Raw genomic sequence first — 23,508 nt, 5'->3', positions numbered from 1 at the left:
CGTTTGTCCATGCGGTCCGCCGAACCGCGACGCGCCGGCTCAGGCCACCGCCGCGAACAGGCCGCGCATCTTCTTCATTGCGTTCGCCTCGATCTGGCGAATGCGTTCGGCGGACACGCCGTACTCGTCGGCCAGGTCCTGCAGCGTGGCCTTGTTGCCGTCGTCCAGCCAGCGGCGCTGGATGATGTCGCGCGAGCGCGGATCCAGCTGGTCCAGCGCGTCGCTCAGCGTCTCCATCTGGTTGTCGGCGTAATCCTCGTCGGCCACGTTCTCGTACGGGTCGGCGCCGTCGTCGACCAGGAACGCCGCCGGCGCCGGCTTGGCGTCGTCGTCGGCATCGACCGGAGCCTCGAAACCGATGTCGCGGCCGGACAGGCGCGACTCCATCTCGCGCACGGTCGCCTCGGGCACGCCCAGGTCCTTCGCCACGACGCTCACCTCGGCCGCGTTCATCCAGCCCAGGCGCTTCTTGCTCCTGCGCAGGTTGAAGAACAGCTTGCGCTGCGCCTTGGTGGTGGCGACCTTCACGATGCGCCAGTTCTTCAGGATGAACTCGTGCATCTCGGCACGGATCCAGTGCACCGCGAAGCTGACCAGGCGCACGCCCTGGTCGGGGTCGAAGCGCTTGACCGCCTTCATCAGGCCGATGTTGCCTTCCTGGATCAGGTCGGCCAGCTGCAGGCCGTAGCCGGAATAGCCGCGCGCCACGTGCACCACGAAGCGCAGGTGCGACATCACCAGCTTCTTGGCCGCTTCCAGATTGGATTCCTCGAGGTAGTCGCGCGACAGCGATTGCTCCTCTTCCTGGCTCAGCACCGGAATGCGATGGACCGCGGAAATGTACGCATCCAGGCTGCCGACGACGCTGGGCAGCGGGAAGTTGGCGGTCACCAAGGCTTGGGACATGGATGGAACCTCCTGCATGACATCGAAGTTTAGCACTCGACTGGTTGGAGTGCTAAAGCACGGCTTTGGTTCCGCGCTTTAATGTACTCAATAGTACACATTTGTGCCGGACTTGTCCAGTGCGGCAGGCGACCCGACGTACGGCCGGCCCGACGGGCCTCAAGCCGGCACGAAACCGCCCTGCAATGCGGCTCGCGACGGCAGCGACCAGTCGATCGGCGCCTGGTCGTGGGCCTCGAGGTAGCGATTGGTCGCGGAGAAGTGGCCGCAGCCGAGGAAACCGCGGTGGGCAGACAGCGGCGACGGGTGCACGCTCTTCAGCACGCAGTGCCTGCGGGTGTCGATCAGTTGGCCCTTGCGCTGGGCATAACTGCCCCACAGCAGGAACACCAGGCCGTCGCGCTCGCGGTTCAGCGCGTCGATCGCCGCGTCGGTGAAACCCTCCCAGCCCTTGCCCTGGTGCGAGCCCGCGCGGCCTTCCTCCACTGTCAGCACGCTGTTGAGCAGCAGCACGCCGCGGTCGGCCCACGGCGTGAGGCAGCCGTGATCGGGCGGCGGGATGCCAAGGTCGCGCTGGATCTCCTTGAAGATGTTCACCAGCGAGGGCGGCGCCGGCACGCCGGGGCGCACCGAGAAGCACAGGCCATGCGCCTGGCCGGGACCGTGGTACGGGTCCTGGCCCAGGATCACCACCCGCACCGCGTCGAACGGCGTGTGCGCGAACGCGGCGAAGATCTCCGGCCCGGGCGGGTAGATGCGCTTGCCGGCTTGCTTCTCCGCACGCAGGAACGCCGCCAGCGCCTGCATCTCCGGGCGCAGCAGGTAATCGCCGATGCGCTCTTTCCACGAGGGTTCCAGCCTGATCCGCGCCGCGTCGCTCATGCCTCGGCCGCGTGCCCGCGCAGGTGCTTCGCCACGCGCAGCTGGAACAGCAGCTTGGTCACCAGCAATTTCTCCTCGACCGGCTTCTCGACCAGATCGTTGGCACCGGCCTTGATCAGCGCGGCCTGGTTGGCCGGGTTTTCGTCGCCGGTCATCACCAGCACCGGCAGCCGGCCCTTGCCGTAGCCGAACTCGCCACGGATGTGCTCGAGCAGATCGCCACCGGTGAGCTCGCCCTTCAGGCTGACGTCGGTGAGCACCACGTCGGCGCCCACCTCGCCCTGCGCCTTCGAGGTTTCCAGCAAGGCCAGCGCATCCTCCACGCTGACCACGTGGCGCACGGTGAGGCCGATCTTCTCCAGCATGCGGCGGGTTGCCAGCGCCACCACGCGACTGTCCTCGACGTACAGCACCACGCCCTCGGCGGTGTTCTCGGGCCGTACATAGCCGCGGATGAACTCGGCCAGCGCCTGGAAGCCCAGCGCCTTGTCGAAGTAGTCGGTGACGTGCTCGCCCAGCGAGCGGCGGTGCAGCCGGTCGTCCACGTCACCGGAAACCACCACGATCGGCACGTAGGCCTGCGGCGCCGACTCGCGCACGAAGCGCGCCAGCTCCAACCCATCCATGTCGGGCAGGCGCAGCGCGATGGTGATGAAGTCGAATACGCCGTCGCCGAGCACCTGCTGCGCCTCGGCGCCGCTGCCGCAACCGACCACCTCGACGCCGGGCAGCTCGGCCTGCAGCACGCGGCTGATCAACTGGCGCACCACGCGCGAGCCGTCGACCACCAGCACCCGTGGCGCCTCGGTCAGCAGACGGCTGCTGATATTCGTACTCATTCCTTAGCTCACCTACCCGATCCGCGGCGATCCCTTGCCGATGAACCTGCGGACACGCCCCCTGCAGCCGCTGCAACCGGGAATAGTGCACCGGATACGGTTCGAGCGCTGCGATTCACGTCACCACGCCACAAGACTGTCACGCCGCCTTGCGCAATTGCCACGCGCTGACCAGTCGCGCGCCGAGCCAGCCCAGCGCCGCGGCGGCCAGCGGCACCGCCAGCAGCAACCACGGCGGCAGGCCGCCGACCTGCAGCTTGCCATCATAAGCCTGGCTCAGCCGCGCCACCGGCGCGGCCAGCGCCAGCTCGATCAGTACCGCCAGCAAGGCCGCCAGGATGCCGCTGAACAGGCCGTACCAGATTCCCGCGTAGAGATAGGGCCGGCGCACGAACGCACCGCTGGCACCGACCAGCAGCAGCACGCCGATCTCCTCGCTGCGGCTGGCGATGTCCACCCGGATCGTATTGCCGACCACCAGCAGCGCCGCCAGCGCCAGCAGCGAAGCGAGCACCAGCACCACGCGGTTGCCCACGCCGAGCAGGGCGTCCAGCCGCTGCCGCCAGTTGCCGCTGTCCTGCACCAGCTCCACGCTGCGCAGCGCGCGCACGTCGGCCACCAGCTGCTCCAGCGCGTGCGCGCTCGCGCCGGCGCGCGGCTGCAGCTGCAGCACGTACGGCAATGGGTTGTCGTCCAGCGTCTGCAAGGCGCCGGAGAAACCCTGCATCTGCGCCAGTTCGTCCATGCCCTGCTGCGGCGTCTTCACCGTCACTGCGGCCACTTCGGGGCGGTCGCCCAGTTGCTTGGCGAGCAGTTGTGCCTGCGGCGCGGCCTGACCCGGCTGCAGGAACACGCTGATCGCCTGGCTCTGGCCGAGCGCCTGGCCAAGCTGCTGCACATTGCCCAGCAGCAGGTAGAACGCCAGCGGCAGGGCCAGTGCCAGCCCCATCACCGCGATCGTGAGCAGGCTGCCGAGCGGGCGCGAGGCGAGCCGGCGCAGGCTGGACGCCGCGCTCCAGCGGTGATGTTCCTGCCAGCTGGCAAAGCGGTTGCCGCGGCTGTGGCCATTGCGCTGCGGCGCATCCGCCGACACGTGCAGAGTCTCCGTCGACGTGTTCACAGCACCTCCTGCGCGGCCAGGTCGGCCACCAGGCGGCCGTGGTCCAGCACGATCACGCGCCGCTTCATGCGCTTGATCAGCGGCAGGTCGTGGCTGGCGACCAGCACGGTGGTGCCGATCTGCTGGAATTCGCCGAACAGGCCCATGATCTCCACCGCCAGTTGCGGATCGAGGTTGCCGGTGGGCTCGTCGGCGATCAGCAGCGCGGGACGCGCCACGATCGCACGGGCGATGCCCACGCGCTGCTGCTCGCCGGCGGACAATGTCACCGGCAATTGCCGCTCGTAGGCGAGCAGGCCGACCTTCTCCAGCGCCGCGCGCACCCGCCGCGCGCGCTCGGCGCGGGCGACGCCGCCGATCGCCAGCGGCAACTCGACGTTGGCGAACACGCTGCGATCCATCAGCAGGCGATGGTCCTGGAACACCATGCCGACCTGCCGGCGCCACTTCGGGATGCCGCTGTGGCGGATCTTCGTCAGGCTCCTGCCGTCCACGCTGATCGTGCCGTGCGAGGGTCGCTCGATCAGTCCCAGCAGCTTGAGCAGGGTGCTCTTGCCGGCACCGGAATGCCCGGTGACGAAGGCCATCTCGCCGGTCGGCACCTCGAACGAAAGCTGCGAGAGCGCCTCGTGGCCGCCCTCGTAGCGCTTGCTGACTTGATCGAACTGGATCACCGCGCGTCCCCGGACCTGCGTGTCGTCGTATCGACGGCAAGGATAAGGGAAGCGGGCATCAAGATGCGGACTTCCGGTCGCCGCGAACCCGCATCACGGCGACCGGCAGACTCAGCGCCCGGTAAACAGCCGGGTCAGCCGGCGGAACAGGCCTGGCTTCTTCGGATGGGCATGCTCGACAGCCTTGCCCGAGGTCACTGCGACCTGCCGCGACGGCCGGTTGTGGACGACAGAGGCGGCCTCGTTGGCCACGGCCGCCACGCGCTCGCGCGGCGGGCGGCGCTCGCCGCGCGGCAAGCGATTGCCCTCGGCGACCGCGGGCTGGCGACCGGTCGTCGCCACGCCATCGGTAGGCGTGCCTTCGCGGCGGCGGTTGCGCCCGCCACGGCGACGACGCGGCTTGTGCGGGCCTTCGGCGGCCTCGCTACCGTCGGCCGCTGGGGGCGCGCCGGTCTTGTGCGCGGCCACGGCGACCGTTGCGGCAGCAGTTTCGCCGCCGCCAACCGCCGGCCGGCGCTCGCGCGGCGGGCGCGCGATGCCGCCGCTGTTTCCACCGTGCTCGTTGCCACGCCCCGGACCACCCCGGCGGCGCGGCTTCTCGCCCGGCCGCGGCGCCACCACATCGCCGAACGCGGCGCTGTCGGCGGCGGCATTGGCGGCGAACTCGGGGTCGATCGCGTGCGGCTTGGGCATCACCAGCAGCTCCGGCTCCATCGCGGCGACCGGGATGCTCTGGCCGATGTAGGTCTCGATGTCCGGCAGGCTCATCGCGTACAGGTCGCAGGCGAAGCTGATCGCGTCGCCCTCGGCGCCGAGCCGCGCGGTGCGGCCGATGCGGTGCACGTAGTCCTCGGCCTCGTGCGGCAGGTCGTAGTTGAACACGTGGCTGACGTGCGGAATGTGCAGGCCGCGCGCGGCCACGTCGGTGGCCACCAGGATGTCGAGCTGGCCATCCTGGAAACGCTGCAGCAGCTTCTGCCGCTTCAGCTGCGGCACGTCGCCGGAGATCGCGCCGACGCGGCAGCCGTGGCGCCTGACCCGCTCGGTGACGCGCTCGGCGGCGGCCCTGGTGTTGACGAAGATGATGCTGCGGCTCGGCTGGTGGCGGTCGATCAGGTTCAGCAGCAGCGGCATCTTCTCTTCCTTGGCCGGGAAGTAGACCAGCTGGCGCACCTTGTCGGCGGTGACGTGGTCGCTTTCCACCACCAGCTTCTCGGCCTCGTGCATATGCTCGTAGGCCAGCTCCAGCACGCGGTGGCTGAGCGTGGCGGAAAACAGCAGCACCTGGCGCTGCTCGCGCGGCGGCAGCTTGCGGAAGATGAAGCGCACGTCCTTGATGAAGCCGAGGTCGAACATGCGGTCAGCCTCGTCGATCACCATCACCTCGACGCTGTTGAGGCTGAAGACCCCTTGCTTGTGGTAATCGAGCAGGCGGCCGGGTGTGGCGATGATGATGTCGCAGCCGTCCTTCAGCTGCTGGCGCTGCTTGTCGTAGTCGACGCCGCCGTAGATCAACGCGGTCTTCAGGCCGGTGTGGCGGCCGATGTTGCGCGCGTCCTTGTCGATCTGGATGGCCAGTTCGCGGGTGGGCGCGATCACCAGTGCGCGCGGGTCGCTGTCCTTGCGCTCGGCCACCGCCGGGGTGGTGAGCAGGCGGTTCATCAGCGCGACCAGGAAGGCGCAGGTCTTGCCGGTGCCGGTCTGCGCCTGGCCGGCGACGTCGCGCCCGGCCAGCGCCGGTGGCAGGGTCATTTCCTGGATCGGCGTGCAGCGGGTGAAGCCGCTGTCGTCCAGGCCCTGCTGCAGCAGCGGATGAAGATCGAAGTTGGCGAAGAAGGTGTCGGTAAGTACGGTTTGTGACATATGCGGATGGTTGACCTTGCCTGACGGCGGCGGGATGCGCTGCACTCGGTTCCGGGTGCCGGACTTCGGCACGGGGCGGTGCAGGACGGATGCGCAATGCGCAGCGAAGCGGCTCAATGTCAGGGTCAACAAGGTCGCGCCGCGGCGTGCGACGCCGTATTTGCCGGCGGTCTGACGGGCGGCGGTGCAAGCCGCCCTTGAATCGTGCCCGGAGTTGCGCTGGAATGAAAATCCGCCGCCATGGCAAGACCTGTTCCGGCCCAACCCGCGCTTCGTGGGCGCCTGAGTGTAGCCGATGACGGCCCTGCCCGTCGTCACTCCTTGTTTTCCGGCCCCGGCCACCCCATTGTTTTCCACCTGCCAATTCTGGCCCCAGCCACGGAGATCCCGGTGAGCGACCTGATTACCCATGTGAACGACGACGCCTTCGAACAGCAGGTGCTCAAATCCGAAACTCCCGTCCTGCTGGACTTCTGGGCGGAATGGTGCGGCCCGTGCAAGGCCATCGCGCCGATGCTGGACGAGCTGGCCCAGCAGTACGAAGGCAAGCTGCGCGTGGTGAAGGTGAACATCGACCAGAACCAGCAGACCCCGCGTGCCTACGGTGTGCGCGGCATCCCGACCCTGATGGTGTTCAAGAACGGCAAGGTCGAGGCGACCCAGATCGGCGCCGTCAGCAAGGGCCAGCTGACCCAGATGATCGACAAGGCCATCTGACCCCCTCGTTGCGCCCGCGTTGCCCGCTGCCTGCCCGGCCCCGCCCGGCAGGCTCGCGGCGCTTTACGCCGGCACGCAGCGGGTGCTAGATTCACCGCGTCCGTCGGGACAGTCCTGTCCCCTTGCGCCTGCCGCGCGACGCACACCCTCCCTCCTGCAATTCAACGGCGCCCCGCGAGGATTGCCCGTGTCCGATACCGAAAACAGAACCCCGAACGACGCCCCGGGCGTCGACGCCGGCCCCGTTGCCGAAAACAAGCCCGAGCCACGCCCCCGCGCGCCGCGCCGTACGGCTGCCGCGACTGCGGCGGCGAACGCCGAAAAGGCGGCCGTTGCCGACAAGCCTGCCGCACCGACGCCCGCTCCGGCCGCCGCGGCACCTGCGCCGGCACCGGCCAGCCTGCCGCCAGCGTCAGCTGAACCATCGGCCGCACGCCTCGCCTCGGAGCCGCGTGACTTCGCGCCCCAGGTCGGCCAGGGTCCGGACCAGCCGAGCGGCCAGAACCCGGCGCCGGCGCAGAACCCGAGCCAGAATCAGAACCAGGGCGGCGGCCAGAACAACGGCGGCCGCGAGGGTCGCGAAGGCCGCGGCCGGCGCCGGCGCAACGAACGCGGCGGCAACCCGAACCAGCAGCAGGGCCGCCAGCAGCACCCGCGCCCGAACCCGAACGGCCTGCCGGTGGACGACGACAACGCCGACCCGGGCAGCAACGACCGGGTGATCAACCTCACCGAACTGAAGCGCATGAAGGCGCCGCAGCTGCTGGAGTTCGCCGAGTCGCTGGGCGTGCACGAAGGCGTCGCCCGCGCGCGCAAGCAGGACGTGATCTTCAACGTGCTCAAGGCGCACGCCCGCTCCGGCGGCGGCATCTGGGCCGAGGGCGTGCTGGAGATCCTGCAGGACGGCTTCGGCTTCCTGCGCTCGGCCGACGAGAGCTACCTGGCCGGTCCCGACGACATCTACGTGTCGCCCAGCCAGATCCGCCGCTTCAACCTGCGCACCGGCGACTACATCACCGGCCGCGTGCGCCACCCGAAGGAAGGCGAGCGCTACTTCGCCATGCTGCGCGTCGACGACATCAACGGCGATCCGCCGGAAGCGTCGAAGAACAAGATGCTGTTCGAGAACCTCACCCCGCTGTTCCCGCGCAAGGCGTACAAGCTGGAGCGCGGCAACGGGTCGAGCGAGGACATCACCGGCCGCATCCTCGATCTGATCGCGCCGATCGGCAAGGGCCAGCGCGGCCTGATCGTCTCCCAGCCGAAATCCGGCAAGACGATGATGCTGCAGAACGTGGCCCAGGCGATCACCTACAACCACCCCGAAGCGCACCTGATCATGCTGCTGATCGACGAGCGCCCGGAGGAAGTGACCGAGATCGCCCGCACCGTGCGCGCCGAGGTGATTTCCTCGACCTTCGACGAGCCGGCGGTGCGCCACGTGCAGGTGGCCGAGATGGTGATCGAGCGGGCCAAGCGCCTGGTCGAGCACAAGAAGGACGTGGTGATCCTGCTCGACTCGATCACCCGCCTCGCCCGCGCCTACAACACCGTGGTGCCCAGCTCCGGCAAGGTACTTACCGGCGGCGTCGACGCCAACGCGTTGCAGCGCCCGAAGCGCTTCTTCGGCGCCGCCCGCAACGTCGAGGAAGGCGGCTCGCTCACCATCATCGCCACCGCGCTGACCGACACCGGCAGCAAGATGGACGAGGTGATCTACGAGGAGTTCAAGGGCACCGGCAACATGGAAGTGCACCTGTCCCGCCGCATCTCCGAGAAGCGCGTCTACCCGGCGATCGACATCAACCGCTCCGGCACCCGCCGCGAGGACCTGCTGATCGACCCGGACCTGCTGGCCAAGATCTGGATCCTGCGCAAACTGCTGCACCCGATGGACGAGCTGGCCGCGATGGAGTTCATGCTCGACAAGATGAAGAACACCAAGTCCAACGACGAGTTCTTCAACTCGATGAAGCGCTGAGCCGCAAGGCTGCGGATCGCGGTACCCGGCGATCCCGCCCTGTCACGAAACGGCGACCGTGGGTCGCCGTTTTTCTGCGCGTGGCAGCCTGATCCAGCTCAAGGCGGCACCCGGGCGATGTTGCTCCAATGGAACTCCGACCCCGCATGCCACGACACCCCTTTTCGTCGCCTTGCGCCGCCCCCATAGTGTCGGCTCCTCCAGCGAGGCTTCGCCCGTGTCCATACCCAGTGCCGTCAAGAGCACCCCGATCCGGGGTCGTCAGCAGCTTGCCGACTACCTCGCCGCCGGCGAGAAGCCGCGCGAGGCCTGGCGCATCGGCACCGAGCACGAGAAGTTCGGCTTCCGCACCGATGACCTGATGCCGCCGCCGTTCGAGGGCGAGCGCGGCATCCGCGCATTGCTCGAAGGCATCGCCACGCGTTACGGCTGGGACATCGCGCGCGAGGGCGAGATTCCGGTGGCGCTGTCGCGCGACAAGGCCAACATCACGCTGGAGCCGGCCGGACAACTGGAACTGTCCGGCGCGCCGCTGGAGACGATCCACCAGACTTGCTGCGAGGTGAATCAGCACCTGGAAGAAGTACGCTCGGTCGCCGACGGCATGGGGCTGGGCTTCCTCGGCATGGGCTTCCAGCCGAAATGGCGCCGCGACGAGATGCCGTGGATGCCCAAGGGCCGCTACAAGATCATGCGCGAGTACATGCCCAGGGTCGGCCAGCTCGGCCTGGACATGATGACGCGCACCTGCACGGTGCAGGTGAACCTGGACTTCTCGTCCGAAGCGGACATGGTGAAGAAATTCCGCACCAGCCTGGCGCTGCAGCCGGTCGCCACCGCGCTGTTCGCCGATTCGCCGTTCACCGAGGGACGTCCAAACGGCTATCTGTCGTACCGCTCGCAGATCTGGACCGACACCGACCCCGACCGCACCGGCATGCTCGACTTCGTCTTCGCCGACGGCTTCGGCTACGAGCGCTACGTCGACTACATCCTCGACGTGCCGATGTACTTCAGCTACCAGGACGGCCGCTACATCGACTTGGCCGGGCAGGACTTCAAGCGTTTTCTGGCCGGCGAGCTGCCCACGCTGCCCGGCGTCCACGCCACCATGAAGGACTTCGCCGACCACCTCACCACCGCCTTCCCCGAGGTGCGCCTGAAGCAATACCTGGAGATGCGCGGCGCCGACGGCGGCCCGTGGAACCGGTTGTGCGCGCTGCCGGCGTTCTGGGTCGGCCTGTTGTATGACGACGAGGCGCTGGATGCCGCCTGGGATCTGGTCAAGGACTTCAACCGCGTGGAACGCCATGCCTTGCGCGACGGCGTACCGAAGCATGCGCTGAAATTGCCGTTCCGCGGCGGCACGCTACGCGACCTGGCCGAAGAAGCGCTGAAGATCGCCGGTCATGGCCTCAAACGCCGCGCGCGCCTCAACCGACACGGCGCCGACGAAAGCATCTTCCTCGAACCGCTGGTCGAGATCGTGCAGGCCAACCAGACCCCGGCCGAGCGCAAGCTGGAGCTGTTCCATGGCCCGTGGCGCGGCAGCGTCGACCCGGTGTTCCGCGAGTTTGCGTACTGAGGACGTTCAGGGCGTGGTCGTTTCCAGCAACGACCACGCTACCGACTCGCCGGCGCGCATCGGCGTGCAGGTGGATCCGGCCAGCGGGTATTCGTCCGGCACGGTCCACGACGTGCGTTCGAGCACGATGCGATCCTGATTGCGCGGCAGGCGGTAGAAATCCGGGCCGTGGAAACTGGCAAACGCTTCCAGCCGATCCAGTCGGCCCGCCTGCTCGAACGCCTCGGCATACAGCTCCAACGCCGCGTGGGCCGTGTACAGGCCTGCACACCCGCAGGCTGTCTCCTTCGCCTCGCGCGGATGCGGCGCGCTGTCCGTGCCGAGGAAGAAGTGCGGATCGCCGCTGGTGGCCGCCTGCAACAACGCAGCGCGGTGCGTCTCGCGCTTGAGGATCGGTGCGCAGTAGTGGTGCGGGCGGATGCCGCCCTCGAACAGCGCGTTGCGGTTGAACAGCAGGTGATGCGCGGTGATGGTGGCCGCCACGTTGGCTGGCGCGCCGCGGACGAAGTCGACCGCATCGCGGGTGGTGATGTGTTCCAGCACCATGCGCAGCGCAGGGAACCGCTCGCGCAGCGGCAGCAGGTGGCGCTCGATGAAGACGCGTTCGCGGTCGAAGATGTCGGTGGCCGGATCGGTGACCTCGCCATGCAGCAGCAAGGGCAGTTCATGCTTCTGCATCGCTTCGATCACGGCATACACGCGCGACAGCTCGCGCACACCCGAGTCGGAATTGGTGGTGGCACCGGCCGGGTAGTACTTCACGGCAAACACGCTGTCGCTTGCCTTGGCGCGGGCGATTTCCTCGACCGGCGTGTTCTCGGTGAGGTACAGCGTCATCAGCGGCTGGAAGCGCGAACCTGCCGGCAAGCTCGCCAGAATCCGCCGGCGATAGTCCTCGGCCTGCGCCACCGTGGTCACCGGCGGCTTCAGGTTCGGCATCACGATCGCGCGCGCGAAGCGCTGCGCGGTATGGCCGATCACCGAGGCCAACGCATCGCCATCCCGAAGGTGCAGGTGCCAGTCGTCGGGGCGGGTGATTTCAAGGCGCGTGGGGGACATGGGTGGCGAACTCGGGCTTGCGGTCGGAGATGACTATGGTATCGCGCGAGCGTGATCCGGACCCGCATCCGAGCGCTCGACATGCGAGCAAGGGCCTTCACCCTTCACGCGGAAACTGGCCCTACCCCCTATATACCAGAGCGTCAAACTTACTTCGCTAACCTACTCCATTGCAGAAAATTGAAAGTGTCTTGTGAGTTGTCATGTCGTAAGAGAAATTGACGATGGAACATCCACCGTCAAAAATCTTCGGACTCTTCTCTGGTGTCACAATGTACGCTCCTGGCTTCGTCTCACCTTTTACAAACACACCTATCAGCTGCCGGTGGCCGTGTTCAAATCGACCCGAGTAATAGCGGCTGTAGTCAGTAAGCGTCGTTCCAGCCGGCATTGTAATTTGGGCTTCAATTTCTTTGACTTGCTCGGCTGTCGGCAGCCACGTTGCAATCCTTACTGCCTGATGCGCAAACGCACTACAACAAAATATCGAGGCCAGCACTGATGCACATCGAGACATGAATGTCTTCATCGAAAACCTCAGTGAACGGGTGGCTTCGGTGGAGGTGGAGGCGGTGGCGGTTTGGGGTCGTTGTAAGCCGGCCGAATCGGGATATTGTGCTCTCGACGAACCATGTTTTCGTTCGCCATTGAGTGGATTTCGCTTGGCGGCGTTGTACCAGGAGCACCATTTCCTTTGTCGTAGCTTTGAACGCCTTGGTCAATGGCGCGACCATGACCGAATTCATGGCTGACACCGACGAATTCCGGCCGTGTCTTGTTACCCGTTGAATCCATACCACCCGTCGTCTGGGTCGTATCGATCTTGATTGTGGAGCCAGTGCCTTTCCCGTTTGCGGAAATGCCCGACGGATCGGCTTGGGTGCTATTTCCCGCACCCGGTGCTGCCGGCACGATATAGATGATGTTAGGCGTATTCCGCATCTTTTCGATCAAGACATGGCCACCCGGTCCTTGGTCAATCATCGCAATGTCGTTATTCATCTTGGCGGTGAATGCGGGGTCGCCCGCAATCTGGATGATTTTCCCAGTAGGATCAATGTTTACCACGGGGTTGTTGTTGACGTATTCAAACCGATTGAAGTTGAAGACGTTACCTTCCTTCGGTGCATCGGGGTCAACACTCAGGAAGCGGCCAATTGCCGGATCGTAGTAACGGGCTTGCATGTAGACTAGGCCAGTCTCCGGATCATTCACATGCCCTGTGTAACCTGGCCCGTTTGGCGCACCACTCATGTTCGGAGCAGGCGTTCCGTATGGTGCATAGTCATACGTCGCCGTGATGTTCCCGCTTTCATCGGCCTCCGCCAGCGGCGTGCCTTGCGGGTCAGTGTAAATGTAGGTCACTTTGTGTTGTTGCGCGTGACAAGCTCCTGATGCCATCACTGCAACACCGATAGCGAGCAATTCCTTCTTCATGACATCCCCTTGTCGTGTCCGACCCTGAATCTTCCGCCTGTACCGATACAGCTCGCAAGATCAGCTCGTTCTTACTCAGGGTTGGCAACGGATATTGTATAGCTGCCTGGCTCCGCCTACTCCCTCCGCAACCACTTAGCCGCATCCACCGCGTAGTAAGTCAGAATCGCATCCGCCCCTGCGCGCTTGAACGCGGTGAGCGACTCCAGCACCACCGCCTTCTCGTCCAGCCAGCCGTTCTGCGACGCCGCCTTCAGCATCGCGTACTCGCCGCTGACCTGGTAGACGAAGGTGGGCGCGCCGAAGGCGTCCTTCACCCGGCGCAGCACGTCGAGGTACGGCAGGCCGGGTTTCACCATCACCATGTCGGCGCCTTCGAGCAGGTCCAGTTCGACCTCGCGCAGCGCCTCGTCGCTGTTGGCCACGTCCATCTGGTAGGTGTGCTTGTTGCCCTTGCCGAGGTTGGCCGACGAACCCACCGCATCGCGGAACGGGCCGTAGAACGCGGAGGCGTATTTCGCCGAGTAGGCGAGGATGCGCGTGTGGATGTGGCCGGCTTCCTCCAGCGCGTCGCGGATGGAACCGATGCGGCCGTCCATCATGTCCGACGGCGCCACGATATCCATGCCGGCCTCGGCCTGCGCCAGCGACATCTTTATCAGCGCATCGACGGTGGGTTCGTTCATCACGTAGCCGGCGTCGTCGATCAGGCCGTCCTGGCCGTGGGTGGTGTACGGGTCGAGCGCCACGTCGCCGATCAGGCCCAGCCCGGGGTACTTCGCCTTCAGCGCACGGGTGGCGCGGTGCATCAGGTTGTCCGGGTTCCACGCTTCGGCGGCATCCAGCGACTTCACCTCGGCACCGGGCGAGGGGAACAGCGCCAGTGCCGGGATGCCCAAGCGCACGCATTCGCCGGCCAGCTTCAGCAGCTCGTCGATCGACAGGCGATCCACGCCGGGCATCGACGGCACCGCTTCGCGCCGGCCTTCGCCCTCGATCACGAAGGCGACCATGATCAGGTCGCTGGGCAGCAGGGTGTGCTCGCGCATCAGCGCGCGGGAGAAGGCATCGCGGCGCATGCGGCGCATGCGGACGGCAGGAAAGTTCATGACGGGTCCTGGCAGGTCGATCCTGTGCATTTTACGCCGTGCTGCGGCGTGCCCGCCGCTGGCGGCCATTTTGCCGCACGGCGCGCCATTCCGCGCCGCAGGACGGCAAAAAACGCTGGACTAAGCGCCACCGCCCCGGCAGGCTTGTCGCTTCACGTCGTCAGGAAGTTTCATGAGTCCGTCCAGCAGTACCCCCACCCTGCTCGTCGATCTCGGTGGCACCAACGTCCGCTTCGGCGTGGCCGATCCGGCGAGCGACCGCCCGCTGCTCACCGACAGCATCCGGCGCTACCGGGTGGCCGAGCACGAGTCGCTGGTCGCGACCGCGAAGCAGTACCTCGCCGACACCGGCCTGCTGGCGCACCGCGCCATCGTGGCCGCCGCCGGGCGCATCGTCGACGGCGAGACGGTGAAGGTCACCAACAACCCGTGGGCGATCTCGGCACAGCAGACCGCCAGCGCGCTGGGCCTGGAATACGTGCATCTGGTCAACGACTTCGCCGCACAGAGCATGGCGGTGACCCTGCTGCAGGGTGACGACCTGGTCGAGGTAGGCCCATTGCCGCGCCCGGTGGTGGGCGCGCAGAACGAACAGACCTTCGCCGTGGTGGGCCCGGGCACTGGCCTGGGCGTGGGCGGTCTGCTGGTGCGCGGCGGCCACTGCAGCGTGCTGCAGACCGAAGGCGGCCACGCCGGCTTCGCCGCGCACACGCCGGAAGACATCGCCATCCTCGACTACCTCAACCACAAGTACGGCCGCGTCTCCAACGAGCGGCTGATCTGCGGCCAGGGCCTGGTGAACCTGTACGACGCGATCTGCCACATGGTCGGCGCGCAGCCCGAGGCGCTGAAGCCCGAGGACATCACCGCCCGCGCGAAGGACGGCAGCTGCGCGTTGTGCACGCGCACGGTGGAAACCTTCGCCGGCATCTTCGGCAGCGTCGCCGGCGACCTTGTGCTCACGCTCGGCGCGTGGGACGGCGTCTACCTCACCGGCGGGCTGATCCCGGTGTTGCTGCCGTGGCTGGAACGCGGCCGCTTCCGCGAACGCTTCGAAGCCAAGGGGCGTTTCCGCGACATCATGGAGAAGGTGCCGACCCAGGCGATCATGAATCCCGAGCCGGGCCTGCTCGGCACTGCGGCGCTGGCGGTGCTGGAATCGGGGCGCACGCTGCTGCCGTCGCGTTAGCCCGCTGCGACACCACGGATCGACGCGTATCCTTCCCACGGAATGCGAGGAATGCGTATGCCCTGCACCACCATCGCCCGCCTGTTGTGCCTGCTGCTGCCGGCGCTGCCGTTGGCCGCGCTGGCGGCGGAGCCGCCGAGTGCCGGCACCACCCGCCACCCGGCGCCGGCCATTCCGGCCAAGCCGATCACCTCGCGCGCGGCGCTGGATGCCTACCTGCGCGACACGCCGCCGGCGAACTCGCCGCTGGACTGGCTCACGCCCGGCGCCCGGCGCCGCTTCCTCGACAGCCTGGTCTACCGCGAACGCGGCCTGGGCGGCATGAGCCTCGCCGACCTGCGCTACGAACTCACCCGCGAGCAGGCCTACACCCTGCTGCGCCTGTTCGGCGCGCAAGACTACGCCCTCGACCTGGACGCGCTGACCACGCCGCGCCACGCCGCGGGCGACCTGGCGACAGCGACGCTGGAGCCCGCCTACGATCACTTGCTGGCCGCCGCGGAACACCCCGATGGCGCCACGCCGGCGCAGGCCATCGCGCACAGCTACGCCGCGGCATTCGCGCCGGCTCAGACCGGCGCACGACGGCACGCACTCGGCGACCGCGACGCGGAATTCCTGTTCCGCGCGGCGGAGCTGGCCTTCCGCGCCACCGGCCAACCGGGCTACCTCGCCGACCTGCGCCGCGACTTCGCCGAACTCGAGCGTCGCCACCGCGTCGACCGCCCGCACGCCAGCGACTTCCACGACGCCTTGCTCGTCGCACACCGCGACGACGAAGCCCGCGCCCTGCTCGCCGCCTACCCCGTGGTCGAGCGCAGCCCGCCGCCGCAGATGCGCTCGTTCAGTCGCATCCGCGACGGCCAGCCCAGCCTGTGGGTCGCCACTCCGGGCGCGCGCAAGCGCGAGCTGGTGCGCTTCCGCTTCAACATCCGCGCGCCGGCGCAGGTGATCGTGCTGGCCTCGACCGGCTGCCACTTCTCCGCAACCGCCGCGCGCGACATCGAGGCCGATCCGTTGCTGCGCGAGGTATTCCGCCAATACGGACAATGGGTGGCACCGCCTGACGAGATCATCGCCTTCGATGCCGTGCGCGACTGGAACGAAGCACACCCCGCACTGCGCCTCGGCATCGCCTACGACGACGCCAGCCTGCCGATGGTCGAGCGCGTCGAGACGCCGGTGTTCTACTTCCTCGACCACGGCACCGTCGTCGACACGGTGGTCGGCTGGCCGCCCGGCGGCAACCTCGACGCGATCCGCAGCGGCCTGCGCAGGATCGACCTGCTGCGCTGACGCAGCCTCCACGGAGAAACCCATGCCCCGCCACGACACCGCCTTCCTGTTCGACCTCGACGGCACCCTGATCGACAGCGTCTACCAGCACGTGCTGGCGTGGAAGGAGGCCCTGGATCGCGAAGGCGTGGAGCTGTCGGTGTGGCGCATCCACCGCAAGATCGGCATGAGCGGCGGGCTGTTCACCAACATCCTGCTGCGCGAAACCGGGCTGGAGATCACCGCCGATCGCCTCGACCGCCTGCGCCAGTGGCATGCCGAGGCGTTCAACCGCCAGCACACGCAGGGCTCGGTGCGGCCGCTGCCCGGCGCGCGCGAATTGCTGACCTATCTCGGCGAGCAGCACATTCCGTGGGCGATCGCCACCAGCGGACGGATGGAAACCGCCGCGGCCAACCTGGAAGCGCTCGGCGTCGACCCGTCGAAGGTGCCAGTGGTGACGCGCGACCAGGTGCACCACGCCAAGCCCGACCCAGACCTGTTCCTCGCCGCCGCCGCGCGGCTGGGCGTGGACATCCAGCAGTCGCTGGTGATCGGCGACAGCGTGTGGGACATGCTCGCCGCGCAGCGCGCCCGCGCACTGGGCGTGGGCCTGCTGTCAGGCGGCTATGGCCATGCCGAACTGCAGCAGTCCGGCGCGTTCCGTGTGTACGCCGACCCGGCGGACCTGCTGTGGCATATCGACGAAGTGGCCGCACGCGACTGAGCGTCCGCGTGGCGAGGCTGAATCGCGCTGCCCGCATCATGAAAAATTAATCACCCGCATCCGGGCGCGCGCTAGGCTCGACGGCAGCCGTTTCAAGGAGCCACCCATGCGCCGCCTCGTCGCCAGCCTGCCGCTCGCCCTGCTGCTCGCCGCGTGCTCGCCCTCGCCGGCACCGCCGCAGTCCGACACCGCCAGCCAGCCTGCGCCGACGAATGCCGCACTTGGTTCCCCGGAGTGGTATGCGTGGGTCGATCGGTCGCTGCACATCGGCGACAACGGCCACGGCCCGGATCACGGCTCGGACGCATGGAACCGCGCGGTGCAGGAGAAGCTGGGCCAGGAAGCGCCGCAGTCGAAACCCGGTTCGCCGGAGTGGCAGCAGTCGGTGGACGCGCTGCTGCGCACGCGCTTACCGCCCTCGTCCTGAGCTGGCCGGGCGACGCGCCAAACGTCGCTACAGCCAGGGAAATGACGGGCCAAGCGACCAGTCACCCGATTCAGGCCAGGGACCCTGCAATTCCGGTCAGCCACGCAGTACGATGTTGATGCGCTGCAAGGAGGCTCAATGAAAAAACATCGGCCCAGCATCCTGCTCATGGCGATTGCTCTTCTCGCGCCGCCCATGGCGCAAGGCACCAGCGCAAATTCGAATGCTTCCAAGGGCAATCCGGAAGCCGCCGGAGGAGACCAACGCACCTATTGCTCGGACGGCTGGGAGCGGTTCCTTCCCGGGGATTATTACGCCTGCCGCGCGCGCTACCATCTGGACCGCAAGCATTTCCGCCAAGCCGTCGAGATGCTCAAGGTGGCAGCCTACTGGGCGAACAAGGACGCACAACACGCGCTCGGCCTGACCTACATCAATGGCGACATTCCCGGCTTTCCGGTCAATCGCCCACTGGGCATCGCATGGCTGGCCCTGGCGGCTGAGCGCAAGAATGCCGACTACGTGCGCGACTACTCGATCGCCGTCCTTCAAAGTTCACCCAGCGATATTTCAAGTGCGTCGAAAATGTATGTGGCGCTAAGCAAGACCTATGGCGACCGCGTCGCGGGAAAGCGGGCGACAAATCGTTTCACCCGGGAGGTCCAGCCACTGGACAACGCCGCCGCCATGGGCGGCAACTTTTACTACATCAGCGGACTGACGCCCCTCCCAGAAGGGGCTTTCGCGCTGTCCCAAAAAGTCCACAAACAGGCCGAAAAGGCTTTCGAAGGCCTGCAGGGCACGGTGTCGGTAGGCGTGCTCGAGCGCGTCGAGGCACCGAGTCCGGCCTTGCGCAAGCGATATAAAACCCAGCCATCCGAGAAGTAGTTCCGCCTTCCGTCGAGGTGAAGTGCCGGACCTCCGGGCCTGCTCAGCCCGGCGCCAGCAGCGCGTCCAGGTCGCCTTCGTCGAAGCTGAGCTTCTCGCGGCTGCCGCCGCCTTCGAGCACGGCGGCGGCCAGTTCGGCCTTGCGCTCCTTCAGCTGCTCGATGCGTTCCTCCACTGTGCCCGAGGTGATCAGGCGGAACACGAATACCGGCTTGTCCTGGCCGATGCGGTGCGCGCGGTCGGAAGCCTGCGCCTCGGCGGCGGGATTCCACCACGGGTCGTAGTGGATCACGGTGTCGGCCGCGGTGAGGTTCAGGCCGACGCCGCCGGCTTTCAGCGAGAGCAGGAACAGCGGCACCTCGCCGCTCTGGAAGCGCTGCACCGGCTCGGCGCGGTCACGGGTGTCGCCGGTCAGGGTGACGTAGCGGATGCGCCGGCGATCCAGTTCGGCCGCGATCAGTTTCAGCATGCCGGTGAACTGCGAGAACAGCAGCACCTTGCGGCCCTCGTCGAGCAAGGCCGGCAGCATGTCCATCAGCAGTTCGAACTTGGCCGACTCGTGCACGCCGCGCGCCGCCTCCAGTTTCACCAGGCGCGGGTCGCAGCAGACTTGCCGCAATTTCAGCAGCGCATCCAGCACCACGATGCCGGAGTGCGCGATGCCGCGCTGCGCGATCACCTCGCGCAGCTCTTCGGCCAGCGACAGGCGCAAGCCTTCGTACAGGTCGCGCTGGCGCCCTTCCAGCACCACGCGGCGGGTGATCTCGGTCTTCGGCGGCAATTCCTTCGCCACTTGCGCCTTGCTCCGGCGCAGGATGAACGGCGCGATGCGCAGGTTCAGCCGCTGCTGGCACTCCTCGTCATGCTGCTTCTCGATCGGGATGCGGTAGAAGCGGCGGAACGCGCCCTCGTCGCCGAGCAGGCCGGGCACCGCCAGGTCGACCTGCGACCACAGTTCGCCCAGGTGGTTTTCCAGCGGCGTGCCGGTGAGGCAGACGTAGCGCGGCGTGCGCAGGCTGAGCAGCGCGCGGCGTGCCTGCGTGCGCGGGTTCTTCACCTGCTGCGCCTCGTCCAGCACGATCAGCGCGAACGGCTGCTTGCGCAGCGCGACCACGTCGCGCGGCAGCAGCGCGTAGCTGGTCAGCACGATGTCCTGCGCGCCCAGCTGGGCGAATTCCTCGGCGCGTTGTGGCCCGTGCAGGGTCAGGACATGCAGCATCGGCGCGAAGCGCGCGATCTCCGCCTGCCAATTCGGGATCAGGCTGGTCGGCACCACGATCAGCGCCGGAAGGGTCAGCCCGCCGCTCTGTTTCAGCGCCAGCAGATGGGTGATCAGCTGCAGCGTCTTGCCCAGACCCATGTCGTCGGCGAGCACGCCGCCGACGCCGGCCTCGGCCAGCGCGTTGAGCCAGCGCAGGCCTTCGCGCTGGTACGGCCGCAGCTCCACGCTGAGTCCCTCGGGCACCGCGTCGCTGGCGCGCGCGGCGGCGTCGCGCAGGCGCGCGGCGAAGCCGAGCAGCGGCTCGGCCGCCTCCAGCGTGCCGCCACCGGGCATCGCCGCGGCCAGTTCCTCCAGCCGGCCGGCCTGCACTCGCGGCAGGTGCAGTTTCTGGCGCGGCTTCTCCAGGTACTCGGCCAGCGGTGCCAGCAGGCCGCGCAGTTCCTTCAGGCGCACCGGCACGCGCCGGCGCGCGTCGACCGGCGCATACCACACGGCGTCTTCCGGCTCGTTCGGCGCCGGGCGCAGGTTCAGCTGGTGCTCGGCCAGCGCCTGCGCCACGGCGGGCAGCAGGTTGTGGCGCTTGCCGTCCAGTTCGATGCCGATCTCCAGGTCGAAGGCGTGGTCGTCGGCGTCCTCCGCCGCCTGGCCGTACCAGCGCACCGGGCCTTCCAGCACCTCGAACGGGAAGCTCGGCGCGTACTCGACCTGGAAATTTTCCGCTTCGAGTTTCGGCCGCAGCGCCAGCCAGCGCGCCGGCGTGTTGACCTCCAGTGCGCCGGCGTAACCGGTGCCGGGGAACAACCAGGCGTCGTCGGGCAGGGTCTCGGCTACGTCCCACGGCAGGCCCTCGGTGTCCACGCCCGGGGTGAGGCCGGCACGTTCGAGCTGCTCCATCGCGCTGAGTTCCTCGGCACGACGGCGGGTGATCTCGACCAGTTGTCCGTTGCGCACGCGCCGCACCAGCGGTTCGCCGCCACGGGCGGGCAGGCGTTCGCCGGCGTAGTCGAAGGCCAGCCGCGCGTAGCCCAGCGGCGGCGTGCCGGCGGCCAGCCGCACGTGCCGGGTCAGCGCGTGCAGGGTCAGCACCGGCTTGGGCGCCAACGCGGAGCGGCGCACTTCATCGAACACCTGCGGCAACGGCACCCGCGTGGCCAGCCGGCTGCCGGCCAGACGATGGCGCAGGCGGCGACCGTGCTCGTGCTTCAGCGGCGGCAGCTCCAGCCAGCGGGTTTCCTCGACCGCCGCGTCGAAACGGCCCACAGTGGCGCGCTCGGCGTCGAGGTACCACAGGGCGTCGATGCGCAGCAGACGCTGGCTGTGCGGCAATACCGGCAACAGGCGCTGGCTGCCGTCCGGCTCCAGTTGCCAGTGCCAGTTGAGCGGGTGCGACTTGCCGCGCGACAGCCGCAAGCCAGCCAAGCCGCCGAGGAAGCACGGCGCGGTGTCCAGGATCTCCGCCAGCAGGGTGTCGCCGACGTGGCCGCCGAGGCGCGCGTAGCTGCGCCCCTTGCGCACGCTCTGCGGCAGGCCGAGCAGGGTCGCGGCGAGGCGCTGCTCATGCGGCGGCAGCGGCGAGGCGGCGAGGTGGCGGCTGTCCAGCGGTACCGGCCGCGCGTAACGGCCGTGCTCGGCCACCGCCAGCAATACCGGCGCCGCATCCAGCCGGGCGAACGCGGCGCCTTCCTCCGGAATCACTTCCAGGAAGAAACCCAGCACGCCGTGCTCGTCGGCCACCGCCGGCTTTGGCGCCGCCAGCAGCCGCCGCCAGGCCTGCGGCAGCGCTTCGTCCTCGCCGGAAGGCGCGCTGGCGAGGTGCTGTTTCCCGTCCGGTTGCTGCATGCGCATGCGGTCCGTGGCGACGACCAAAATATTGAGCTTAACAGTGCGCGGGCAGGATGCGATGGTCGCCAACGCGCCCGGGCCCGAACGCCCGGGTGCGCAACAACGGGTTCACGCCGCGCCGAACAGACCGTGCGGGTATTCCGGCTTCTGCTCGCGCGCCATCAGCGCCTTCAGTCCGTCGGCCGGGGTGACCTCGCCGTGCAGCACGGCGCGCACGCCGGCGCTGATCGGCAGGTCCAGGCCGTGCTTGTCGGCCAACCGTGCCACCTCGTCGGCGGTGAGGATGCTTTCCACCACCTGGCCGATCCGGCGCACTGCCTCGTCGATCGCCACGCCCTGGCCCAGCGCCAGGCCAAGCCGGCGGTTGCGCGAGAGGTCGCCGGTGCAGGTGAGCACCAGGTCGCCGAGGCCGGACAGGCCGATCAGCGTTTCCGGTCGCGCGCCCAGCGCCACGCCAAGGCGCAGCATTTCGTTCATGCCGCGGGTGATCAGGCCGGCGCGGGCATTCAGGCCCAGCTGCATGCCGTCGGCGATGCCGGTGGCCACCGCCAGCACGTTCTTCATCGCGCCACCGAGTTCGGCACCGAGCACGTCGCCGCCGGAATACGCGCGCAGGTTCGGCGCGTGCAGCAAGGTGGCCAGCTGCTGCGCGAACGCCGCGTCGTCCGAGTGCACGGTGACCGCGCTGGGCAGGCCCGCAGCGACTTCCCTGGCGAACGACGGCCCGGTGACCACTGCCGCGGCGCGGCCGGGCAGCCGTTCGGCCACCAGTTCGTGCAGGAAGCGGCCGGTGCCCGGCTCGAAGCCCTTGGTCGCCCACGCGATCGCGCTGCCGGCGTCGAGCAGCGGCGCGATCTCGTCGAGCATCGCGGCGAACGCGTGGCTGGGCACCACGATCAGCACGATCCCGGCGCCGCGCACGGCGGCGGCCAGGTCGGCCTCATAGGCCAGCTCCGCCGGCAGCTCGATGTCGGGCAGGTAGCGCCGGTTGCAACGGCTGGCCGCCATCGCCGCCAGCGCCTCGCGGTCGCGCCCCCACAGCCTGGTGGGCACGCCGTTGCGTGCGGTCAACGCGGCCAGCGCCGTACCCCAGGAGCCGGCCCCAAGGACGGTCAGCTTCGGGTTTTCAGCCATGGACACGGCTCAGCTGTTGAGCGTGGCCGGGGCGTCGTCGCCACCCATCATGCGGCGCTGCTGTTCGGCATACAGCGCATCGAAGTTGATCGGCTGCAGCAGGAACGGCGGGAAGCCGCCTTCCAGCACCAGCGAGGAAATCACCTGGCGCGCGTACGGGAACAGCAGGTTCGGGCAGTAGCTGCCGATGATCCCGGCGTGATCCGCCTCGCTGAAGCCGGCGATGCCGAACAGGCCGGCCTGCTCCACCTCGGCAAGATAGGCGGTGCGCTGGCCGATGGTGCAGGTCAGGGTGAGGCTGAGCACCACTTCGTACAGGTCGTTGCCGAGGTCGGTGGCCTTCTGGCCCAGGTTCAGCTGCACCTGCGGCTGCTCGTTCTCGCCAATCTCCTGGAAAATCTGCGGCGCGTTCGGCGCCTCGAAGGACACGTCCTTCACGTAGATCTTCTGCATCACCAGCTGCGGCTGACTGGCCTGGCCGTTGGCCTGGTCGTTGGTGATCTCTTGTGCCATCGGGGGTTCCTCGGGTCCGGGTCGTGTGTATAAAAGAGGTCGATTGTTCCATACATCCCCGCGGCGCGCACGCCGACGGACGCCGGCGGAGCCCCGCAAGATTGCGCACCGCCTTGTTT

21 protein-coding genes are annotated in these 23,508 nt (G+C 67.9%); 8 read left to right on the top strand and 13 right to left on the bottom strand.

Features of this window, described 5'->3' with window-relative positions; genetic code table 11:
* Window positions 1-39: 39 nt before the first annotated feature.
* The 6 genes from rpoH to R5H19_RS01285 form a co-directional block, all read right to left on the bottom strand.
* Entirely contained in the window at window positions 40-906 is an 867-nt protein-coding gene (gene rpoH, locus R5H19_RS01310) for an RNA polymerase sigma factor RpoH (RefSeq protein ID WP_318157165.1), read from the bottom strand.
* A 159-nt stretch (window positions 907-1,065) separates the two neighbouring features.
* The gene (gene ung, locus R5H19_RS01305) at window positions 1,066-1,788 is read right to left on the bottom strand and encodes a uracil-DNA glycosylase (protein WP_318157164.1); all 723 of its coding nucleotides are present in this window, start codon (window positions 1,786-1,788) and stop codon (window positions 1,066-1,068) included.
* Window positions 1,785-2,627 carry a response regulator gene (locus R5H19_RS01300; RefSeq protein WP_318157163.1) on the bottom strand — a complete coding sequence of 281 codons (843 nt, stop codon included), beginning with the start codon at window positions 2,625-2,627 and terminating at the stop codon, window positions 1,785-1,787. The genes ung and R5H19_RS01300 overlap by 4 nt, the downstream gene beginning before the upstream one ends.
* A gap of 139 nt (window positions 2,628-2,766) precedes the next feature.
* Entirely contained in the window at window positions 2,767-3,747 is a 981-nt protein-coding gene (gene ftsX, locus R5H19_RS01295; protein WP_318157162.1) for a permease-like cell division protein FtsX, read from the bottom strand.
* Window positions 3,744-4,421 (bottom strand): cell division ATP-binding protein FtsE, encoded by a 678-nt coding sequence (gene ftsE, locus R5H19_RS01290; RefSeq protein WP_318157161.1) that lies wholly within the window; start codon window positions 4,419-4,421, stop codon window positions 3,744-3,746. Before ftsE ends, ftsX begins: the two co-directional genes overlap by 4 nt.
* A 111-nt stretch (window positions 4,422-4,532) precedes the next feature.
* Window positions 4,533-6,284 (bottom strand): DEAD/DEAH box helicase, encoded by a 1,752-nt coding sequence (locus R5H19_RS01285; RefSeq protein ID WP_318157160.1) that lies wholly within the window; start codon window positions 6,282-6,284, stop codon window positions 4,533-4,535.
* A 240-nt stretch (window positions 6,285-6,524) separates the two neighbouring features.
* Here R5H19_RS01285 and trxA point away from each other — a divergent pair, with 240 nt between their 5' ends.
* The 3 genes from trxA to R5H19_RS01270 all read left to right on the top strand — a co-directional run bounded on the left by trxA (window position 6,525) and on the right by R5H19_RS01270 (window position 10,567).
* A complete protein-coding gene (trxA, locus tag R5H19_RS01280) occupies window positions 6,525-7,001 on the top strand; it encodes a thioredoxin TrxA (protein WP_318157159.1) in 477 nt (158 codons plus the stop codon).
* Window positions 7,002-7,188: 187 nt separating this feature from the next.
* A complete protein-coding gene (gene rho / locus R5H19_RS01275) occupies window positions 7,189-8,982 on the top strand; it encodes a transcription termination factor Rho (RefSeq protein WP_318157158.1) in 1,794 nt (597 codons plus the stop codon).
* Between the two features lie 217 nt (window positions 8,983-9,199).
* On the top strand, window positions 9,200-10,567 hold the full coding sequence (locus R5H19_RS01270; protein WP_318157157.1) for a glutamate--cysteine ligase: 1,368 nt from the start codon (window positions 9,200-9,202) through the stop codon (window positions 10,565-10,567).
* Window positions 10,568-10,573: 6 nt separating this feature from the next.
* Here R5H19_RS01270 and pyrC read toward each other — a convergent pair whose 3' ends face one another.
* The 4 genes from pyrC to hemB form a co-directional block, all read right to left on the bottom strand.
* The gene (gene pyrC / locus R5H19_RS01265) at window positions 10,574-11,626 is read right to left on the bottom strand and encodes a dihydroorotase (protein WP_318157156.1); all 1,053 of its coding nucleotides are present in this window, start codon (window positions 11,624-11,626) and stop codon (window positions 10,574-10,576) included.
* A gap of 157 nt (window positions 11,627-11,783) precedes the next feature.
* Window positions 11,784-12,155, bottom strand: coding sequence for a hypothetical protein (locus R5H19_RS01260; protein WP_318157155.1), 372 nt, complete (start codon window positions 12,153-12,155; stop codon window positions 11,784-11,786).
* A gap of 8 nt (window positions 12,156-12,163) precedes the next feature.
* Window positions 12,164-13,063, bottom strand: a complete 900-nt coding sequence (locus tag R5H19_RS01255) for an RHS repeat-associated core domain-containing protein (protein WP_318157154.1) — start codon at window positions 13,061-13,063, stop codon at window positions 12,164-12,166.
* Between the two features lie 116 nt (window positions 13,064-13,179).
* Window positions 13,180-14,172: a porphobilinogen synthase gene (hemB, locus tag R5H19_RS01250; RefSeq protein ID WP_318157153.1), complete on the bottom strand. Its 993-nt coding sequence runs from the start codon at window positions 14,170-14,172 to the stop codon at window positions 13,180-13,182.
* A gap of 172 nt (window positions 14,173-14,344) precedes the next feature.
* Between hemB and glk the strand changes: the two genes are divergently transcribed.
* From glk to R5H19_RS01225, 5 genes are all read left to right on the top strand, one after another.
* On the top strand, window positions 14,345-15,361 hold the full coding sequence (gene glk, locus R5H19_RS01245) for a glucokinase (RefSeq protein WP_318157152.1): 1,017 nt from the start codon (window positions 14,345-14,347) through the stop codon (window positions 15,359-15,361).
* Between the two features lie 51 nt (window positions 15,362-15,412).
* On the top strand, window positions 15,413-16,657 hold the full coding sequence (locus tag R5H19_RS01240) for a hypothetical protein (RefSeq protein ID WP_318157151.1): 1,245 nt from the start codon (window positions 15,413-15,415) through the stop codon (window positions 16,655-16,657).
* A gap of 22 nt (window positions 16,658-16,679) precedes the next feature.
* Entirely contained in the window at window positions 16,680-17,363 is a 684-nt protein-coding gene (locus tag R5H19_RS01235) for an HAD family hydrolase (protein ID WP_318157150.1), read from the top strand.
* A gap of 106 nt (window positions 17,364-17,469) precedes the next feature.
* Window positions 17,470-17,790, top strand: a complete 321-nt coding sequence (locus R5H19_RS01230) for a hypothetical protein (RefSeq protein ID WP_318157149.1) — start codon at window positions 17,470-17,472, stop codon at window positions 17,788-17,790.
* Between the two features lie 138 nt (window positions 17,791-17,928).
* Window positions 17,929-18,678 carry a hypothetical protein gene (locus R5H19_RS01225; protein WP_318157148.1) on the top strand — a complete coding sequence of 250 codons (750 nt, stop codon included), beginning with the start codon at window positions 17,929-17,931 and terminating at the stop codon, window positions 18,676-18,678.
* A 43-nt stretch (window positions 18,679-18,721) separates the two neighbouring features.
* Here the strand turns inward: R5H19_RS01225 and R5H19_RS01220 are convergent, their stop codons facing one another.
* From R5H19_RS01220 to secB, 3 genes are all read right to left on the bottom strand, one after another.
* Entirely contained in the window at window positions 18,722-21,739 is a 3,018-nt protein-coding gene (locus R5H19_RS01220; RefSeq protein ID WP_318157147.1) for a DEAD/DEAH box helicase, read from the bottom strand.
* A 111-nt stretch (window positions 21,740-21,850) separates the two neighbouring features.
* The gene (locus R5H19_RS01215) at window positions 21,851-22,876 is read right to left on the bottom strand and encodes an NAD(P)H-dependent glycerol-3-phosphate dehydrogenase (protein WP_318157146.1); all 1,026 of its coding nucleotides are present in this window, start codon (window positions 22,874-22,876) and stop codon (window positions 21,851-21,853) included.
* Window positions 22,877-22,885: 9 nt separating this feature from the next.
* The gene (gene secB / locus R5H19_RS01210; RefSeq protein WP_318157145.1) at window positions 22,886-23,389 is read right to left on the bottom strand and encodes a protein-export chaperone SecB; all 504 of its coding nucleotides are present in this window, start codon (window positions 23,387-23,389) and stop codon (window positions 22,886-22,888) included.
* Between the last annotated feature and the right edge of the window lie 119 nt (window positions 23,390-23,508).

It is taken from the genome of Rhodanobacter sp. KK11, assembly GCF_033345435.1.
Lineage (GTDB): Bacteria > Pseudomonadota > Gammaproteobacteria > Xanthomonadales > Rhodanobacteraceae > Rhodanobacter.
Note: the sequence above shows the minus strand (reverse complement) of the source record. Positions and strands in the feature narration are given on the sequence as shown.

Coding starts and splice junctions, on each gene's coding strand:
- rpoH (WP_318157165.1), bottom strand. CDS start 906: ATGTCCCAAGCCTTGGTGACCGCCAACTTCCCGCTGCCCAGCGTCGTC.
- ung (WP_318157164.1), bottom strand. CDS start 1,788: ATGAGCGACGCGGCGCGGATCAGGCTGGAACCCTCGTGGAAAGAGCGC.
- R5H19_RS01300 (WP_318157163.1), bottom strand. CDS start 2,627: ATGAGTACGAATATCAGCAGCCGTCTGCTGACCGAGGCGCCACGGGTG.
- R5H19_RS01285 (WP_318157160.1), bottom strand. CDS start 6,284: ATGTCACAAACCGTACTTACCGACACCTTCTTCGCCAACTTCGATCTT.
- trxA (WP_318157159.1), top strand. CDS start 6,525: ATGGCAAGACCTGTTCCGGCCCAACCCGCGCTTCGTGGGCGCCTGAGT.
- pyrC (WP_318157156.1), bottom strand. CDS start 11,626: ATGTCCCCCACGCGCCTTGAAATCACCCGCCCCGACGACTGGCACCTG.
- R5H19_RS01260 (WP_318157155.1), bottom strand. CDS start 12,155: ATGAAGACATTCATGTCTCGATGTGCATCAGTGCTGGCCTCGATATTT.
- R5H19_RS01255 (WP_318157154.1), bottom strand. CDS start 13,063: ATGAAGAAGGAATTGCTCGCTATCGGTGTTGCAGTGATGGCATCAGGA.
- hemB (WP_318157153.1), bottom strand. CDS start 14,172: ATGAACTTTCCTGCCGTCCGCATGCGCCGCATGCGCCGCGATGCCTTC.
- glk (WP_318157152.1), top strand. CDS start 14,345: ATGAGTCCGTCCAGCAGTACCCCCACCCTGCTCGTCGATCTCGGTGGC.
- R5H19_RS01240 (WP_318157151.1), top strand. CDS start 15,413: ATGCGTATGCCCTGCACCACCATCGCCCGCCTGTTGTGCCTGCTGCTG.
- R5H19_RS01235 (WP_318157150.1), top strand. CDS start 16,680: ATGCCCCGCCACGACACCGCCTTCCTGTTCGACCTCGACGGCACCCTG.
- R5H19_RS01230 (WP_318157149.1), top strand. CDS start 17,470: ATGCGCCGCCTCGTCGCCAGCCTGCCGCTCGCCCTGCTGCTCGCCGCG.
- R5H19_RS01225 (WP_318157148.1), top strand. CDS start 17,929: ATGAAAAAACATCGGCCCAGCATCCTGCTCATGGCGATTGCTCTTCTC.
- R5H19_RS01220 (WP_318157147.1), bottom strand. CDS start 21,739: ATGCAGCAACCGGACGGGAAACAGCACCTCGCCAGCGCGCCTTCCGGC.
- R5H19_RS01215 (WP_318157146.1), bottom strand. CDS start 22,876: ATGGCTGAAAACCCGAAGCTGACCGTCCTTGGGGCCGGCTCCTGGGGT.
- secB (WP_318157145.1), bottom strand. CDS start 23,389: ATGGCACAAGAGATCACCAACGACCAGGCCAACGGCCAGGCCAGTCAG.